Genomic DNA, 18,400 nt, shown 5'->3' with positions numbered 1-18,400 from the left:
CGATGGCAAGCGAACTTGATGACTTTTTTGCCAATACGGACCTAGATACTATCGCCGTTCGTGCGGGCCAACTGCGCACTCACGAAGGCGAGCACAGTGAGCCTATTTTCACGACCTCCAGCTATGTTTTTGAGTCAGCAGAGGCCGCAGCGAAGCGCTTTTCTGGCGAAGAGGCCGGCAACGTGTATTCGCGTTACACAAACCCGACCGTGCGTGTTTTCGAACAGCGAATAGCCGCACTTGAAGGCGCTGAGGCAGCCGTTGCCACGGCGTCTGGGATGTCTGCCATTCTTACGGTATGCATGGCACTGCTCAAATCAGGTGATCACGTTATCTGTTCACGCAGTGTCTTTGGTACAACCTCGGTGTTGTTTACCAAGTACATGGCGAAGATGGGAATCTCCGTTACTTTCGTCAATCCACTCGATTATGACCTGTGGCAAAACAGCCTCACCGATTCCACAAAACTATTATTTGTAGAAACACCATCGAACCCATTGTGCGATGTTGTCGATATTGCCCGTCTTTCCGAGATTGCCCACAGCGTTAGTGCCAAACTGGTGGTCGATAACTGTTTTTGTACGCCAGCACTGCAACAGCCGTTAAAGCTGGGTGCCGACATTGTTGTTCACTCGGCGACCAAATATTTGGACGGCCAAGGGCGATGTGTTGGTGGCGCTATTGCCGGTAATGCTGAGGATATGGATGAAGCGTTAGCCTTTGTTCGCACGTGTGGTCCAACCATGAGTGCATTCAATGCTTGGGTTTTTGCTAAAGGTCTTGAGACACTGCGTTTGCGTATGGACGCCCATTGCTCCAATGCCATGGCATTGGCTTCGTGGTTGGAGGAGCAAAAACAATCGGCATCTCCGAAAGTTGAGCAAGTTTTCTACGCCGGTTTGCCGTCTCATAAGAGCCACGAATTGGCGAAAAAACAGCAACGCGGCTTTGGCGGCGTGTTGTCGTTTCGTGTGGTTGGTGGTCGAGAAGAGGCGTGGCGATTCATCGATGCCACAAAAATTATGTCATTAACGGCAAATCTAGGTGATGCTAAAACCACCATTGTTCATCCAGCAACGACCACTCACGGTCGATTGAGCGATGACGAAAAGAAAGAAGCTGGCATTACCGAAAACTTAATTAGAATCTCCGTTGGTTTGGAGAGCGCTAACGATCTTATCTCTGATCTAGAAAGAGGTATGGCCGCGCTGTAGGTCTTTGCTGGTAAGTCTTTATCAATGCGCTTTGTTTGTTTTTTCAAGGCGCGATAACAGCTAGCTTTCAATTGTGCTTCATAAGCGTGCCTCTAGGTTACCCATTCTTACCAAAATTCAATTATTAACGCCGTTTAGTAATTGAATTTTGCGACTTACTCTTCAAATCTATTTTATACATTTCATAAAGTTATCTGGGTTTTATAAACTCACTGACAAGTGTTAGTCATTTAAACAGGCTGTTTATAACAACTCTTGAACATTGAGCGATCGGATAGATTGATTATCAACGCAAATGTGAGGATGCAACTAAAATTAAGGAAACTGTCAAAGTTCCAGTTTGGCGAACGAGACAGAGTTCCTCATAATCAAGGACTAATATTTGCTCCTGAATGTGTTCGTAAACTTTATTCCTGATAAAGACTAAAGTTTTTCGGCAATACTGGTGAATGAGAAGTGGAATTATGGAAAAGTTAGTGAATTCACTGGTTGCGGAAATCAGTAAGGTAGTACTGGGTAAAGAGCATCAAATCAAGATGGCACTGGCGTGCCTTTTCAGTCGCGGACATTTGTTGATTGAAGACCAGCCGGGAATGGGCAAAACAACCCTGGCACAAACTTTAGCGAAAGTACTGGGGTTGGAATATTCCCGAGTTCAATTTACCAGTGATCTCTTGCCTGCCGATATCGTCGGTGTCTCTATTTTTGATCAGCAAAACTCTCAATTCAGTTTTCATCCCGGCCCTATTTTTACCCAGCTGTTATTGGCTGATGAGATTAATAGAACCTCGCCGAAAACACAGAGCGCGTTGTTAGAAGCAATGGAAGAAGGGCAGGTCACTATTGATGGCGACGCTAAAAAACTGCCTTCACCGTTTTTTGTGATTGCAACTCAAAACCCAGAATCTCAAGATGGCACCTTCCCGCTGCCGGAATCGCAACTGGATCGATTTTTAATGCGTATCAGCCTTGGTTATCCCGACGCCGATGTCGAGAGAGCGTTGTTAGCAGGAGAAGATCCGCGCACCAGAATCAGCGAATTACGGTGTTTAATGACGCCGGAAAAATTGCATGCCATTTATCAAAAAGCCGGTCGGGTGCAAGCGTCGGCCAGCTTGTTGGATTACATTCAGCGCCTAATTACCTATACCAGAACTTCCACCGAGTTTTCTTACGGTATTTCCACTCGAGGTGCTTTATCGCTAATGCGCTGTGCTCGAACCTGGGCGTTTATGCACGGGCGTGGGCATATTATTCCCGAAGATTTACAAATTCTTTTACCCTCCGTTGTTGGTCACCGAGTGCGAGATGCGGCTGATTATTCTGGCCAAAGCGGTTATGCATTAGTCGAGCGTGTACTTAACAATGTTGATGTTATTGCGTAGTCCAAGGCAGTATTTTCGCAGTCAGTTCGATCGAATTTTAGAACGGAATATTCCCGCCAACAATTCACATCAATTGACCCAGCGGAAGCTGTTTATTTTGCCGACGAAAACCGGGTTGGGTTTTATTTTTGCCACGGCTCTGGTTTGGCTGGTTGGTACCAATTATGAAAATAATTTGGCCTTGGCGTTTTCTTATTTTCTGTTGGCGTTATTCCACGTTTGCATACTGCATACTTTTAAAAACCTGCATCAGGGTATTCTTCGCTGTGTGAGTGCTTCACCAGTTTTTTGCGGTGAATCCTCAGAAATTCAATTGGTTTTTAATCCAGGAAGACTTTCTCGACAAAGCATTCAGTTCAGTTGGCCCGACGGCAGTGTACTGGTTGAAGATTTTGGAGCTGAAAAAGAAAAAAAAATTACTCTGTTTGTGCCGACAAAATACCGCGGCTGGTACAAGCCTCCGCGTTTGGTGGTTGAAACCCAACATCCTCTCGGGTTATGGCGCTGTTGGAGTTTGGTGGATTTGGATATTCAAATTCTTACCTACCCGAAGCCGATGGTAAGCGGACCCATGCCGCAAACAATCACCAACAAAAATGAAGGCAAACTCCACAGTGTTCACGGCGGTGAAGATTTTCATAGTTTGAAAGAGTATCAACCCGGTGATTCTTTAAAACACATCGCTTGGAAACAATACGCTAGAGGCCAAGGTTTACTCACCAAAAGTTTCAGCGCATATGTTGATACCCGATTGTGGTTGGATTGGGATTTGTTGGTTGGGCTAGATCGAGAAGCTCGATTGTCTCGCTTAACGTACTTAGCTGTCGATGCAGAAAAGTGTGGGGCGGATTACGGATTGAGAATTCCGGGTATCGAAATCTCGCCGGACAAAGGTGTTAACCATCTAAATACAGTACTGAAATCTTTAGCATTATTTGAGTTTGAATTAGAGCACGCTCGAAGAGACACACAACGAAAAAAGAATTGATAAACTGATTATGGCTAAAGTTGAACAGATCCCAAGAAATTGTTTTGCCTGGCTGTTGCTGGCTTTAATTGCTGTGATTATTCCCCACGGTTTACGCTTGCCTGTGTGGGAATCGATCGCGCTAGTTTTAGTTCTAACTTGGCGAGTTCAGTTGTATCGAGGTGTTTGGACTTATCCAAATCGCTTAGTTAAAACCGTATTAACCATCGGTTCGGCGGTTGGCCTTTTTCTTCAATATGGCACCTTGTATGGTTTGGATCCGATGGTTGCATTGTTGATGATATCAATAATGTTAAAAGCGTTGGAAATGAACAAAAAACGAGATGTTATCGTTGTCATTTTTCTTGGCTTCTTTACGACTTCCACACAGTTTTTATTTTCTCAAACCGTATTTGCTTTTTTGTACGCTTTATTGTGTTTAGCACTTTTAGTTGCCGCTCAGATCTCGCTCTACCAAGAGCGCCAACTGAGTGAAATGGCAGAAGCTTTTCCGATGGCGGGAAAAATCGTCCTTCAAAGCATTCCTGTTATGCTCATTTTGTTTTTATTGTTTCCGAGAGTGGGTTCTCTTTGGGCGGTGCCATTACCACAAAGTGACGCTACCACGGGCATCAGTGACTCCATGTCTCCGGGGGATTTTTCTAAATTATCCAAAAACGGAGGCAAAGCTTTCACTGCCAGTTTTGATGGTGATATACCCGCACATAGGGATTTGTACTGGCGCGGTTTGGTGTTGTCGCATTTTGATGGCAGAACTTGGTCTCCCAATCGGTGGGGTTCGTACCCTGGGGGCGAGTTAGTTGATTGGGTAGATTCCGCAACAAGCAAAAAAGCCGATTGGCGATCTTGGGCTGTGCCAGTAGGAAATCCAGTTGATTACGAAATCATTCTTGAACCCACACACCAGCCTTGGTTGTTCAGTTTACCTTTAGCGGAGCTTAATCACGACGAGACCGGTATTACTCGAAATTATACCTGGATTAAAAAAGGCGGTGTCAGCCAACGCTTCCGTTATCGCGTTGAATCTGATTTATCCTACGAAATGGCGCGTAACTTACCGCCTTGGTTGCGCCAACTTGAATTGCAACTACCCGATGACTTCAATCCTAGAACGGTGGCGACGGCACGCCAGTGGGCGCAGGAAGAATCGAGTACTGAGGCTTTAATCAGCCGTTTTTTAAACTTTATTACCCGCGAATTTACCTACACCTTAGAACCCCCTTTACTGGGCGAGCACACAGTTGACGAATTTCTCTGGCAGAGCCAGCGCGGCTTTTGCGAGCATTTCGCCAGTAGCTTTGTAATTTTTATGCGCGCGGCTGGCGTTCCGGCAAGAGTGGTTACGGGTTATCAAGGCGGTGAAAAAATAGAAGATTTTCTACAAGTGAGCCAGGCTGATGCCCACGCCTGGGCGGAGGTTTGGATTCGGGATCGAGGTTGGGTGCGTGTTGATCCGACTTCTGCGGTTGCACCGAGTCGAATTGAATCTGGAATTCGATCGGTATTTCCCCGTTCAGTGAACAATCCACTGTCAATGGAAGCATACACGCACATTAGCTTGCTAAATGAATTGCGTAAGCAAATCGATATTTGGGATTACAACTGGCAACGTTGGGTTTTAAATTACAACAAAGATAATCAAGTCGGTTTACTTGAGAAAATTTTTGGCCGAGTGAGTGCTTGGCATGCCGGTGCGACTATGGTGTTTGGTGTTGCATTAATTATCGGATTAATAACGGCTTATTATTGGTGGCAAACTAGGCCAAAACCTTTGCCGCCTGGATTGGCGGAGTTTTCGAAATTCTGTAAGAAATTTAAAAATTCCGGTGTTGAACGTCACACGGGCGAAGGCAGTCGAGACTTTGCCAAGCGAGCCAGCTCTAAATTTCCACAACACAAAGACGCGATTGAAGAAATCACTCGGTTATTTGAACGAGGGGTTTACGCAGAAGACTTTGAAGCATTGAAAGAATTGAAAGTGAAAGTAAAACGGTTTTCTCTGAAATAAAGTTAGGCTTGGTATTTATTCGACTTTTTATTCGATAAAAATATTTTAATGGACTAAGTGTAAATTATTTCAATGGTGTGACAATGGTCTTAAAAGTACAGTAATTGTTACAGCCAATTCTTTCTGTTTTAAAGTTCTGTAATTCGAGGCTTCTAAATTGTTTTTTAGTCCTTTTGTTTCTATTCAGCTTTTTAGTGTCGTAGTTAATCCATTGTCGATTTGATTGTCGACTCGATAATATATTTCGCTTTATTCATTAAGTTTATTCAAATGTTTTATTTTAAATGACTGTATGGGCTATACAGAGCGTTGTTTAAATTTGAATTTTTGCGAGAGCATAATCCTGTTTTAAGTCATTATTTATTTGAATTCCTATGTTATTTATAGAAACTCGCTATTTATAGTGAGATTTACTTCGATAAATTTGAGCGAAACCTAATGGTTAGACATTAATTTACTAGCGAAATATTCCAATTAATGGTGAAATACTCAGCAGCTATGTACAATGAATATCAATATTTGATACACATAACGTGCTCAGTACTTCCTACTAAATTGGGTTAGCAAACAGAATGCGTAAAAAACGGATCACAACACAAGACATCGCGACTCGTGCAGGAGTCTCGAAAGCGACAGTATCCTATGTGCTCAACGGTACTGGTTCAGTTTCTCCAGAAATGAAAGAGAAAATTCTGAAACTTGCGAAAGAGATGGGGTATCAAGAGAACCGTTTGGCGAAGGCAACTCGTACCGGTAAAACTCATACTATTGGTTTGGTGTTACCAGATTTATGTAACCCTTTCTTTCCTGAAATGGCTCAATCGGTTGTCGATACAGCCAGTAAAAGTGGTTATTCAGTATTCTTAGTGGACGCTCGTAATTCCGCAGAAGAAGAGCGCTTGGGCATTGGGCGTTTGTTGGAATACGCCATTGAAGGCTTAATTTGGTGTCCGATCAATGATGAATCTATTAAAGAGCAAAATTTGATCTGTCCTGTGGTTATGACCGAGCGACCCATCAGTGGCTTTGATAACGTCTATGCAGATTCTGTTTTAGGCGGACAGTTGCAAGCCGAGCTTGCGCTAAAAGCAGGGCACAAAAAAATCGGCATCTTATCCGGTCCTGATCGATCGACTGCTGCAAGAATGCGCAAACAGGGTTTGTACGACGCATTAGGCAATCAGGCAGAGATCGCATGGGATTTATCTTTAGAGTATGGAATTAATATACCTGAAGATTATGCCCGAGAAATATTGGCAAGTGAGGTCAGCTGTGTTGTTGCTGCGAATGATACGCTCGCCATTGGTTTATTGCGTATGTATTCTCAGCACGGTGTATCTGTACCCGACCAAGTATCCGTCATTGGATTTGATGCCATCGATTGGAGTGATTTGGTAACACCGTCATTAACAACCATCAATCTTCCCATTCGTCAGATTGGCGTATCTGCATTTGAAACGCTGTTATGGAGAATCGAAAACCCTGACGAGCCAGTGAAAGATGTGAAATTGCCCGTTGAGGTGTTGGAACGAGGCAGTTTGACTCAAGTGTGATTGGGCATGTCATTAATTTTGTGCGATTTCGGTAGGGCACCGTCGCAACAAATTATTTGTGCCGATTAGGTGTTTAAGGCTTATCTAAGACTGTTGAAAAAGCCTATTAAAAAGTATTTATAAAAAGCCCATTAAAAAACCCGCGCCATTGAGGCTGTGGGTTTTCTGTTGGTATGTCGGTGTTAGGTTAAGAATCGACTATTGATAATTGGTATTGACAGTCTTTTGCTCAACTAAATTTTCGCAATAACTCAGTAGATCAATCGCCAGTTCCATTGGTGTTGTGTTGTTACTGTCACAGCAAACTAGGTCTGCGTACTGTTTTGACGGTTCCACAAGCTGATCATGTAAAGGCACCACTTGTTCGTTGAACTGTCTTAGCGTGTCTTCATGGGTTCGACCGCGCTCCAATGTGTCTCGCTTCAGTCTTCGAAGTCGACGTTCTTCTTCACTGCATTCAACAAATACCTTGAAATCAAAGCTTTCTCTGAGTTCTAACGCGTGCAGAATTAAGATGCCATCTACAAGAATGATTGGCTTGGGTGGCAAGGTTTGAGTTTCCAACTTTCTTCGATGGGTTGTGAAGTCGTAAGTTGGCATTTCGATGGTTTGCCCAGCTTTGAGTTGAGCCAAATGAGATTTCATCAATGGAAAATCAATAGCTTCTGGAACATCGAAATTAGTGATGGTTTTCAAGCCGCGATAATACGAGTCTTGATACACAATAGAACAAACATCCGGGCCAAAGTGATCTTGAACCAATTTGGCCATGGTAGTTTTGCCGGAACAGCTTCCTCCGGCAACAGCAATTATATGGGGGTTTATCAACGACTTTCTCGACTTACAGTTAGCGATAGTTTATAAAATAGGCAATAATAAAGTTCGTGCGTATATTGCTCGTTAATGCCAATGCACTGAACATTTACTGCGTATTGTAATAACGTGCACCTATATCGCCAATCCCTGGAGATAAATAACCTTCTTTAGTTACATTATCTTGACAGCTTACTGTGAAGATGGAGACATCCGGGTGTGCTTCAAGTAATGCTTTAGTACCAACACTGGACGCTAAAATCGACACAAAACGAATGTCTGTAGCGCCACTTTCTTTTAAACGATCGACACTTGCTATCGCAGTATCACCAGTGGCAATTACCGGGTCTAGCAGGTAAACGACACTGTTTTCCAGCGTTTTAGGAATTTTAAAATAGTATTCTACGGTGTTACTTAAAAACTTATCTCGATAAATGCCAATGTGGCCAACAGAAGCATCGGGCCAAAAGTTTTGGATTGAATCCAACATTCCCAAACCGGCTCTCATAATTGGGATAATAGTAAGTTTGGGCGAAATTTTTTGTGCGTCTGTTTCGCCAAACGGCGCGGTAACAACTTCTTGTTGGGTTGTCAGGTTCTTCGTCGATTCTATGAATAATAGTAGACTCACTTCTCCCATTAGACGGCGAAATTGCTCGGACGGAGTTTCAATAGATCGAAGAGAGCCGAGTTTGTGCTGTATTAATGGATGATCGACTAAATGTAATGGCATACCAAGTTCTCGACTATTAACTAAAGTAGGTTCAACTAAAAATTGTTACCCAATAGTGTGTGATTGATTGGGGCTAGTTTGCTGCGTGTATTCACTGTTGCTGATGCATCAGTGCGATTTAAAATCGCAAAGTACCGCTAGAAAACCGTTCCATCGCTTTTAATGTTAATGGGTGGTGCCATATCTGGGCTGCGTTTTTTTGCGAGTTCTCGCCCTGCCGCCCAAGTTCCACCCTCCAGAACTTTCGCCAACGGAAATTCTTCTGGTGTTTTATTTAATTTTTCAGTGATTAACAGTGAAAGCTTATCGAGTAAAACCACCGTTAATGCTCGCCACTCAATAATAAGTTCACTCGACGGAGACCATTGTTGATCGACGTGCTGATTGTCTCTAAGAGAAATTAGACCGGAATCCAACATGAGACCGCCGTTGCGATACTCTGCTAAGCCTGTAAGTTTTTCGACGCCACTGACAGAGATTCCCGACATTTCTAATGTTTCAATCACTGAATAAGAAATCCACTGGGACAGTTTATGAAACGGGATTAACTCAAACGTTTCATTGTGAAACTGAGCATAAGTCCATGTATCTCCCAGATTTTTCTCACCAACCGACAGTCTACCTGGCCAGATGTCTCCTAGGCTTTCAATAATTGCGGATAACACATTTTCTGCCGTAATTCCGTCAGGGTGTGTCGTTAATAGATAATCCACTAAATCGCCCGGGCGATGATTTGGGAAAAACTTTTCTTTCTGCGTTAATGTGGTGGATAAATTGTGAAGCAGATTGAGCCGTCCTTCGACACCATTCATTGGATTACTTTCTGACACTTGAAAGTGTTGGCAGAAAGTTTCCAGCGATATCGATTGAAGTCCTTCGGCAGTTGTTTGTAGTGAATTACCAGCGGCGGATCCTGATAACGCGCCCGATAAAAACATATCCAAGCTTGCTAATGCTAAGCCTTCCGAACGACCAATAGTCTCTGAATTTTTCGATCGATAAACCCAGGTATTACCCGCTCCGGCGTCAACTAAAACCGAAGGAATAATTAAATCCAACCCGATTTTGGCTTTAGTGACCGAATCGGCGGCGGAAATTTCTTGCTGATATGCCTTTAGCTGATATTGGTTGCCAACCTCAAAATGTCGCCACCGAGAGTGATAGGGAACATTCAGATCGGGATAATTGCGTTTAATCACATCAAGAACAAACTCAGCGGTTTGCGGGAGTTTCTCTTCATGAATGTTAAAATGCGTTTTTCCAGACAACGAACGCGCGTAAATTTTCTGTGCACGTTCACGTATCGTTGCCGGAAGAAATAATGCTTCGATTGACTGTGGCGCTAGATCCATAAATTATTCTTCCAGGTCACGGCCTTTAACGTTTTCTAACGTTTCGCCAGATTTAACTTCACCATCGGTAAAGTAGCCAGCAGCTTTCTTAGCTTCAATTTCAACTTGTGCGTCATCGGGAATTAATTCAGGTGGAATGCTTAGACGATTCACAACTTCAATGCCGCTGTTGGCGATAGCGTCGTATTTCATGTTACTCATGGAGTGAAGATTGTGAATTTTCTTAATGCCAAATAAATGCAAAACATCCGGCATTAATTCTTGGAATCGTGCATCCTGAACACCAGCGACGCATTCGGTTCGCTCAAAATAGGTTGCAGCACTGTCGCCGCCTTTTTGGCGTTTGCGTGCGTTGTAAACCAAAAATTTGGTCACTTCTCCAAGTGCTCTACCTTCTTTTCGGAAATAAACGATTAATCCAACGCCGCCACGTTGTGCCGTTCGAACAGCGTCTTCTATACCGTATGTTAAATAAGGTCGACAGGTACAGATGTCGGAGCCAAACACATCCGAGCCGTTGCATTCATCGTGAACGCGGCAAGTCAGTTCAACGTCGGTGTTTGATAGGTCTTTTATGTTGCCAAAAATGTAAGCGGTTGTACTTCCAATTGGCGGGAGCAACACTTTCAAATCGGAACGAGTCACTAATTCAGGGAACATGCCGCCAGTTTCTTTGAAAAGAATTTTTCGAAGTTCTGACTCTTCTAAACCAAAGCGTTTGGCAACACTGGGTAGGTGCCAAACTGGGTCAATTGCGACCTTTGTAACTTTGACATCGCCGTTTGCGGTAACGAATTTCTCATCCGCTTGCAGTCTTCCCGCGGCCATCGCTTCGCGGATTTCTGGCAGTTGCAAGCGAGCTTGTGTAACCGCAATGGTGGGTTGAATGTTATAGCCTTGATCCAGGTAGCTGTGGAAGTCACGTGCTACGTTCGCACCCCAAGGATCTAGAGAAATGATTCGATCGGGCTCAAACCAGGAAGGTTGCGGTTCAATGCTGTCGGTGGGTTCGGTATTGTTTAAATCAGGTCGGTGGCTGGGTGAAAATTTACCGGAGGCGATGGAGAGTGCGCGATAGATCGTGTAGCTGCCGCTGTGACTGCCGATACAGTTTCTGTTCTCACGCTCAGAAACCGTACCCACCACTGGGCCTCGCTCCATTGGATCTTGAGCGCCCCATTTAATTTGAGGAACGCTTGGCAAATCGATTTTGTGCGATGTTAATCGAATATGGTTTATTCCAGATTTGGCTTGGTGCCCCGATTTAATATCAATACTCATAACTCACCTCTCCCTAGCTACGACTGGCTAATGCGATGGATGAAACAGAAATCAAAACTTAACCGATTAACTATTTGCGGTCAACTAGAACAAGCACTTTTTCAGTATAGCTGTCAGATTCTACCAGGTGCTAACTTAGTGGTTTAACGCAGCCAATCCATTGTTAATGAATTTGATGACAATTTTGAATTCGCAATAAAACAACGCAGAATAATTAATTCGTTGAAAATTTGAATGTAAAAGTAATGTTTTCTCTTTTTTAATAATTTCAATAGCTTAGCGTTAATAAATGCAGTTCACCTTAAAATATATTTTGATTCAATTAAATTGTAAATTGATATTTAACTGAAAAATTTCAAGGTTCAATTATGGAGATTATAAAGCCGGATTCATAAAAATAACCTCGACTCATTAGACTTCCTAACATCGTTGTAGTTTACAAGCTATTTGACACTAGACGTTCTGTAAGAGTTATTACTCAGATAAATTCGAATTCAAAGAAATTTAAATGGGTTTTAGACAGGCGGAATGTTTTTTTAAATACAAAATCGAATAGATAAATGAATTTTAAGATATTTTTAATTTGTTATTGCCAGTGTTTTATCAGTTTGCGACATATGCTTGTATTTTTAAGCAATTAGATAGCTAACTTTTATGAAGGCAAAAACGGTGACATTTATAAGTGCTGTTTACACGCTGTAAACAGCACTTAAATGTTTAAGGAGTTCAAAAAATAGGAAAAACTGATTCAGCTTTTCCTAATGCTCCAACTTATTTAACGCTAATGAACAACTAAAGTTTGTTAATTACCTGGGGAGGATAAAAATCCAGCCACAATCTTCTGAGGTTCATTCACGTTTGGATTTTCGACCCAGCCTACAATTGCGTAAGCGCTGACTTCTGAATCAAATTCATCATTTAATACGCCGGACCATTGGGTAGTTTGGTTGTCTAGTTTTTGCCAATCGAGGACAACAAAATCATGCTCTAGCAATTTGCCGCGATTTTCACCTCGTTTAACATCGGTTTTTACTCCCATTCCTAATAAGACCACATTAGCACCGCCTATTTCGGATCCATCACCATCAAATGCTAAACGGTAATAACCATCTTCGACCTCAAGTGTTAACGATTCTGGTGTAGTGGGTGTAATTACGCGTTGTTGTAGAAATTGAAGTGAAGGATTGGAGAACCAACCTCGCCATTCTTGTCCAGAAACGACAAAGCCAGGGGTGTACACAGAATTGACCTGGCCGTCACGTTGGTACTTTCGTTGACGATGAGAGTAAGACTTTGACGAGAAGCGATCGGGCCAGCCGAGGTAGTTCCAGTAGTCAACATGGAATGCCATAGGAACGTATTCCGTCCAAAGGCCTTCAGTGTTGTTAAGTTTCCTAAGCCATTTGTCGGCGCGAGGGCAGCTATGACAGCCTTCGGAGGTGAATAGCTCGATCATCAGCGGAGCTTTATCTTGGCTTACCAAGTCTGCATTCAAGTCTTTCAACGTCTGTTGAGCAAAGCTGTATGTGGCAAACAACGTAGCGAATAGAACAGCCAAAGTTTTCATGGTGAGTCTCTTAACAAAAACAGTATTAACTCATTATTGATATTGATCTTATTAAAGTCCTCACAAGAAGGTCACAAATCAACCTAAGCTGTGTTTACCCGATTTAATCGGCTTTAGCGATGGCTACAGCTTGTCGCCATTTAGGAGAGATATTGGGTTAGGCGTACGGCTATTTTGCATGACTGATATTATTTATTTTCTGTAAGTTAAGTTCCAGGAAATAAATGTGCGGCTAGGTATTTGAAATGCAGCCACTCAAAAAAGTAATGGTGTAAACAGAATTAACGTTGATTGCGTTGATAAACTAAAAATTAAAAACAACCTTATATTTTAAAATAATTTTTAAAAATTCAGCGAAATCTAGGACTGGTATAGTACACAGTCGGTGCGTTGAGTTAAGTTGGTAAGTTGAATTGGTTCAATGTGTTTAATTAAGTGTGTGTGCTGAATTAATTTCTCAGTGTTACCAAAATACCAGTACATTGACCTAATTCTGCAGCTTTATTTAATTCAATACGTTGTTGCTCGGTAATAGAGTCAAAAATAGAAACAACGCATTGACTGTTTCCTGTTGATAACGCTTTAGATGTTAAAGAGAATAAATCGGTTTGGTTTTTCGGATAAATCATTCTTAGAAAATCCAATTCAACACCGAAGTCGAGCAATAAATTTTTATCGATGGTGTTGTTGGATACCCAAGTAACCCAGCGGTTATTGTTTGACTGGGTTTGGAAGCTCAACATGGGTAAGAGCATTTGTTCCAGATTGGAACAGAATTTTGAAATGACCAATTCAGTAATATGACTTCTACAATGAGAAGACGGCTTGCTAGCGGTTTTGTTTTTTAGGTTTTGCTTTTTTTGAATGTTTTTAGCAAATGCCGAATGTATAGGACTTACTCTCGAATTGGTCGTGTTAGAGGAGAGTAAAGAAAGCTGATCGTATATCTGCATGTTTAAATCTCCTAATATTTTAAATAAGAAAATTATTGGCCTTGACGAATAACGCCAACACTGAGGCCTTCTATAGAAAACTGCTGTTCTCTCAGATCAACCTTGATGACATCGAAGTCTTCATTTTCAGGGAGCAGCTCAACGATGTTTTTGCTCTTGCCACGCTTTAAGCGTTTTACCGTAACTTCTTCTTCAATTCGGGCAACAACAATTTGGCCGGTGCGAACTTGCGTTGTTTTGTGAACGGCTAGTAGGTCGCCATCGAGAATACCAACATTTTTCATACTCATTCCTCGAACGCGAAGAAAGTAGTTTGCTGCTGGTGAAAAAAAGCTGTCGTTAATGTTGCAGTAATTTTCAATATTTTCTTGGGCTAAAATTGGAAAACCGGCTGCGACCATACCAATAATCGGAATGCCAGTTTGCTGTGCTTCCGGAAGTCGAATGCCGCGCGAGGCACCGGGAACCATTTCGATAGCGCCTTTTCGTTCGAGTGCTCTAAGATGTTCTTCGGCGGCGTTTGCTGAGCGAAATCCTAAAGATTTGGCAATTTCAGCACGGGTAGGTGGGTAGCCAGTATCGTCAACGTATTCTTTAATTAAGTTAAGGACTTGTTCTTGTCGAGCGGTAAGCTTAATCATGTTGGATCCAATTTATAGTGCTTAATAGATAATGTAATAAGCCATTAACTTCAATGAAATTACTGAGTTGCTAAGGTTGGTAATTGCGGCCAATTTTGTGGCTAATAAAAGTCTTAGCGTGCTGTCTATTTTTCGCTGTTGGTTTATACAGTGTTAGTTTATACAGTATAATTACTGTATGTACAACCAGTTTGTGAAAGCAGACATTAAATAGGAAGTATTAGCGTTCCAATGCACTCGGGTTGTTAACGCTGGTTAAAATGTTGACACCTTGGTCAGCAGGCTATAATGTGCGCCGCTTTTTCGTCTTTTGATAGATTCTTGCACAGCCGCGCATTACTATAGGCGGCGTTGTAATTCGAAGAGATTAAGTTGGATGAGCACCGAGGTTCCCGCACACCGAGGCCCACTAATTGTTGATATCTCCAATCCTGAGTTGGAATGTGAAGATAAGGCACTTCTCAGCCATCCTGCCGTCGGCGGGGTGATTCTGTTCGCCCGCAATACGCCGGATGTAGAGCAGACAAAAGCGTTGTGTGAATCGATAAAAGCTATCGATAGCCAACTATTAATAGTTATAGACCAAGAGGGTGGCCGCGTTCAGCGTTTGCTTAATGGTGTTACTCGCTTGCCACCGTTAGCTGTCTTGGGAAGCCTCTATGCCGAAGACCCTCAATTAGCATTGGTTAAAGCTTATGATCTCGGATGGTTGATGGCCAGTGAAATCCACTCTGTCGGGATCGATCTGAGTTTGGCTCCGGTTCTGGATCTCGATGATTCTCGATGCCCGGCAATTTCAAACCGTTCTTTTTCGCCTTCCCCACAGATTGCCACCGAATTGGCGCATTCCTATATTAAAGGAATGAACTCCACCGGTATGGGCGCGACCGGAAAGCACTTTCCTGGCCACGGCCAAGTCACACTGGATAGCCACGTTGCCAAACCGCTTGATCCTCGATCCCTCTCTGATATTGAGCATACCGATTTAATCCCGTTTTTGTCGCTCATCGAACAACAAGCTTTGGCGGCGGTGATGCCAGCTCACATTACGTTTACTAGTATTGATAAGTATCCGGTAGGATTTTCGCGACACTGGTTGCAAACTCTGTTGCGCGATAAATACGGATTTTCGGGACTGATTTTCAGTGACGATCTCAATATGGACGGTGCAGACATTCCCGGCGGTTATCGGGCTCGGGCACAAGCCGCTCTGGATGCGGGGTGTGATTTATTGCTTCTTTGTAATAATCGACGCGCGGTGAATGACGTTATTGATGGTATTCCTCATCGCTTGGCGTCTGATGAGGCTCACTCGCGAAAGTTACAATTGCTGCAAAGCGAGACTTATGTTCCTTCTGATCAAGATAAGCTGCGTCGTTCAGAGATTTCTTCTTGGTTGTCCTCTTTCGAGTTTTAAAGAGTTTGTTGTAGAGCGTAAAGATTATGGGAGAATTTTACTCAAATAATATAGTACCGCTAATGGAAGCTATTTCTTCCAATTGGATGCTACAAACGTTTCTAATTACCTTACTGACTTTTTGTACTGTATTTATTTCTCGACATCTGTTTAAAAAAATCACCGAGCACGCCAAGCAGTCGGTGAATTTGTGGGATGATGTTTTCGTTCATGCGCTTTCCAAACCGGTAAACATGGCGATACTGTTTTACGGCGTTACTCTGGCCACGGTTCCTTATCCTGATCGCTCATCCGATTTTGTTCTCTTTATTAACACTATCCAAGATTTTGGTTTGATTCTATTTTTGTCTTGGTTTCTGGTGCGCGGTATCAATGGCGCTGAGCAGGCCCTCAAAAGCAAAGACTTGGGCCGAACAAAAATGGACGAAACCACGGCCTCGGCAATCAGTAAATTGCTCCGAATTTCCGTTATCGTTTCCGCTGGGTTAATTATTCTTCAATTATTAGGCTACAGCGTTTCCGGCATTTTAGCGTTTGGTGGTATTGGTGGTATTGCCGTTGGTTTCGCGGCAAAAGATTTACTGTCAAATTTCTTTGGCGGAATGATGATTTATTTAGATCGACCATTTCAAGTCGGTGATTGGATTCGCTCGCCCGATAAAGAAATCGAAGGGGTGGTTGAGAATGTTGGTTGGCGTTTAACGCGTATTCGTACTTTTGATAAGCGCCCTTTGTATATTCCGAATGCCGTTTTTACTCAAATATCCGTTGAAAACCCATCGCGAATGACCAATCGTCGAATCTATGAAACTTTAGGCGTTCGATACGAAGACGCGAATAAGCTGCCAGCAATTATCAAAGATGTGCGTAGCATGTTGGAGCAGCACCCTGAGATCGACCAAAATTTAGTAATTATTGTTAACTTCAACAAATTTGCTGCCAGTTCATTGGACTTTTTTGTTTACACCTTGACGAAAACCACCGACTGGGTGAAGTTCCACGAAGTTAAACAAGATGTTTTATTTAAAGTATTAGAAATTATTGATAATCACAAAGCTGAAGTTGCCTTTCCTACCTCTACTTTGCATGTCGATAGTCTCCCGCAGTTTTCCTCACCTGAATTTACATTACTTAAAGAAGAATCAAGCTCGTGACAGATTTCGAAAATATTGCCCAAGAAGCTCAGGCAGTGTTTAACACTGCAGATTTAATTCATTCCAGTGACGCTATCGATCAAGCCTTATCGGAAATGGCAACACAGATTGAACGTGATTACGCCGATAAAATTCCGTTGGTCTTATGTGTTATGAATGGCGGTTTAATGACAACGGCGCGCCTAATTTCAAAAGTAGGTATTCCTATGCAAGTGGATTACATTCATGCCACTCGATACGCGAATAAAACAACCGGCGCGAATGTTCAGTGGTTGGCTGAGCCTAAAATGAGTCTCGCCGGGCGTGATGTAATCATTGTTGATGATATTCTCGATGAAGGTGTGACATTGTCGGAACTGATTTCCTATTGCAAGCGTCACGAGTGCCGTTCTGTTAAGACTGCAATGTTAATAAGAAAATTGCACGATAGAAGAATTAATAATTTAGAAGCAGATTACTTAGGCTTGGATGTGCCTGATCGTTATGTGTTTGGTTGTGGTATGGATTACAAGAGCTTCTACCGTAATCTTCCGGGAATTTACGCAGTTTCCGAATAGATATTTTTAACCGGCAAGCCAATATTAACTGTAAATAGTCTCAGTATTTTCTCCTGAAATAAATTATTGGCTTGTTGGTAACTTAATTTCCTTCCTTTTTTACCTGCTATTTTTTCGTATTTCTTCCTTCATTTTTCTTCTTTGTGATTTATTTTGAATTTCTTGTGATGGTTTTGTGTATATTTATAACCGTTATAGATTTTCAGGTTTGGCAAAGCAAAATTGAATTTGTGTAAGATGTTTTTCTGTGTCTCAGTAAAAAATGTTTTGGTGGTCAACTCACAAATTAAATAAAAATTATAAAGCAGTGTGTCCATTATAACTTTTCCGTTTTTTAGCTTCTGGTATTGATAGATTCCTATATGCATATAAGGGTTTTTATTGGTTCTTTGAGTACTTTTATTCCGTTTTTAAAAAAAGTTTATGCGGTTAAGTGAATGTAAAATTGTTTCTTTTTTATAGTTTTTGACTCTGTTGTGTTCGAGCCGGTTCGGTAATAAATAGCGTTAGTGAGATAGTAAATTCTATTTTATTAATCTATTAAGCTGAGTTGAAAATGACGCGTTTGATTGCTTATTGTTCTTTTAATATTTAAATATTTTTTTATTAGATTTAAATCAAACGGCAGGTGTGTTGATAATTTCAAAGTGTTCTTTTAAATTATTTTTTTATTTTTAAAAAAAGGTTGCAACAAGAGTTAAGCAGGTGTCAATATTTTGATATTGAGAGAAGGGTTTAGCTTTGTTGTAGTTATTTATCATTATTTTAAATAGAGAAAGGCTTT

General features: G+C 42.0%; 15 protein-coding genes. 8 read left to right on the top strand and 7 right to left on the bottom strand.

Annotated elements, in window-relative coordinates:
* Positions 1-2 precede the first annotated feature (2 nt).
* The 5 genes from LU361_RS01205 (at position 3) to LU361_RS01185 (ending at position 7,148) form a co-directional block, all read left to right on the top strand.
* The gene (locus tag LU361_RS01205) at positions 3-1,214 is read left to right on the top strand and encodes an O-succinylhomoserine sulfhydrylase (protein WP_233086488.1); all 1,212 of its coding nucleotides are present in this window, start codon (positions 3-5) and stop codon (positions 1,212-1,214) included.
* A 464-nt stretch (positions 1,215-1,678) separates the two neighbouring features.
* Positions 1,679-2,599 (top strand): AAA family ATPase, encoded by a 921-nt coding sequence (locus LU361_RS01200; protein ID WP_233086487.1) that lies wholly within the window; start codon positions 1,679-1,681, stop codon positions 2,597-2,599.
* A complete protein-coding gene (locus LU361_RS01195) occupies positions 2,580-3,587 on the top strand; it encodes a DUF58 domain-containing protein (RefSeq protein WP_233086486.1) in 1,008 nt (335 codons plus the stop codon). Before LU361_RS01200 ends, LU361_RS01195 begins: the two co-directional genes overlap by 20 nt.
* Positions 3,588-3,597: 10 nt before the next feature.
* Complete coding sequence (locus LU361_RS01190) at positions 3,598-5,595, top strand: transglutaminase TgpA family protein (RefSeq protein WP_233086485.1); 1,998 nt, start codon at positions 3,598-3,600, stop codon at positions 5,593-5,595.
* Between the two features lie 572 nt (positions 5,596-6,167).
* A complete protein-coding gene (locus LU361_RS01185; RefSeq protein ID WP_233086484.1) occupies positions 6,168-7,148 on the top strand; it encodes a LacI family DNA-binding transcriptional regulator in 981 nt (326 codons plus the stop codon).
* A 198-nt stretch (positions 7,149-7,346) separates the two neighbouring features.
* Here LU361_RS01185 and udk read toward each other — a convergent pair whose 3' ends face one another.
* The 7 genes from udk to lexA all read right to left on the bottom strand — a co-directional run bounded on the left by udk (position 7,347) and on the right by lexA (position 14,488).
* Positions 7,347-7,976, bottom strand: coding sequence for a uridine kinase (gene udk, locus LU361_RS01180; RefSeq protein WP_286206421.1), 630 nt, complete (start codon positions 7,974-7,976; stop codon positions 7,347-7,349).
* Between the two features lie 94 nt (positions 7,977-8,070).
* The gene (gene upp / locus LU361_RS01175) at positions 8,071-8,694 is read right to left on the bottom strand and encodes a uracil phosphoribosyltransferase (protein ID WP_233086482.1); all 624 of its coding nucleotides are present in this window, start codon (positions 8,692-8,694) and stop codon (positions 8,071-8,073) included.
* A gap of 137 nt (positions 8,695-8,831) precedes the next feature.
* A complete protein-coding gene (locus LU361_RS01170) occupies positions 8,832-10,046 on the bottom strand; it encodes a DUF1688 family protein (RefSeq protein ID WP_233086481.1) in 1,215 nt (404 codons plus the stop codon).
* Positions 10,047-10,049: 3 nt separating this feature from the next.
* Positions 10,050-11,327, bottom strand: coding sequence for a GTP cyclohydrolase II (locus tag LU361_RS01165; RefSeq protein ID WP_233086480.1), 1,278 nt, complete (start codon positions 11,325-11,327; stop codon positions 10,050-10,052).
* Positions 11,328-12,129: 802 nt separating this feature from the next.
* Positions 12,130-12,894 carry a DUF1223 domain-containing protein gene (locus LU361_RS01160; protein WP_233086479.1) on the bottom strand — a complete coding sequence of 255 codons (765 nt, stop codon included), beginning with the start codon at positions 12,892-12,894 and terminating at the stop codon, positions 12,130-12,132.
* A gap of 449 nt (positions 12,895-13,343) precedes the next feature.
* Positions 13,344-13,847, bottom strand: coding sequence for a SulA-like leucine-rich domain-containing protein (locus LU361_RS01155; RefSeq protein ID WP_233086478.1), 504 nt, complete (start codon positions 13,845-13,847; stop codon positions 13,344-13,346).
* A 32-nt stretch (positions 13,848-13,879) separates the two neighbouring features.
* On the bottom strand, positions 13,880-14,488 hold the full coding sequence (gene lexA, locus LU361_RS01150; protein WP_233086477.1) for a transcriptional repressor LexA: 609 nt from the start codon (positions 14,486-14,488) through the stop codon (positions 13,880-13,882).
* 376 nt (positions 14,489-14,864) lie between these two features.
* Here lexA and nagZ point away from each other — a divergent pair, with 376 nt between their 5' ends.
* The 3 genes from nagZ to LU361_RS01135 all read left to right on the top strand — a co-directional run bounded on the left by nagZ (position 14,865) and on the right by LU361_RS01135 (position 17,616).
* Positions 14,865-15,905 carry a beta-N-acetylhexosaminidase gene (gene nagZ / locus LU361_RS01145; protein WP_233086476.1) on the top strand — a complete coding sequence of 347 codons (1,041 nt, stop codon included), beginning with the start codon at positions 14,865-14,867 and terminating at the stop codon, positions 15,903-15,905.
* 62 nt (positions 15,906-15,967) lie between these two features.
* The gene (locus LU361_RS01140) at positions 15,968-17,059 is read left to right on the top strand and encodes a mechanosensitive ion channel family protein (protein WP_233086475.1); all 1,092 of its coding nucleotides are present in this window, start codon (positions 15,968-15,970) and stop codon (positions 17,057-17,059) included.
* Positions 17,056-17,616 carry a hypoxanthine-guanine phosphoribosyltransferase gene (locus tag LU361_RS01135; RefSeq protein ID WP_233086474.1) on the top strand — a complete coding sequence of 187 codons (561 nt, stop codon included), beginning with the start codon at positions 17,056-17,058 and terminating at the stop codon, positions 17,614-17,616. The genes LU361_RS01140 and LU361_RS01135 overlap by 4 nt, the downstream gene beginning before the upstream one ends.
* Positions 17,617-18,400: the final 784 nt, after the last annotated feature.

This window comes from Sessilibacter corallicola (assembly GCF_021290925.1).
GTDB classification, from domain to species: Bacteria; Pseudomonadota; Gammaproteobacteria; order Pseudomonadales; family Cellvibrionaceae; genus Sessilibacter; species Sessilibacter corallicola.
Note: the sequence above shows the minus strand (reverse complement) of the source record. Positions and strands in the feature narration are given on the sequence as shown.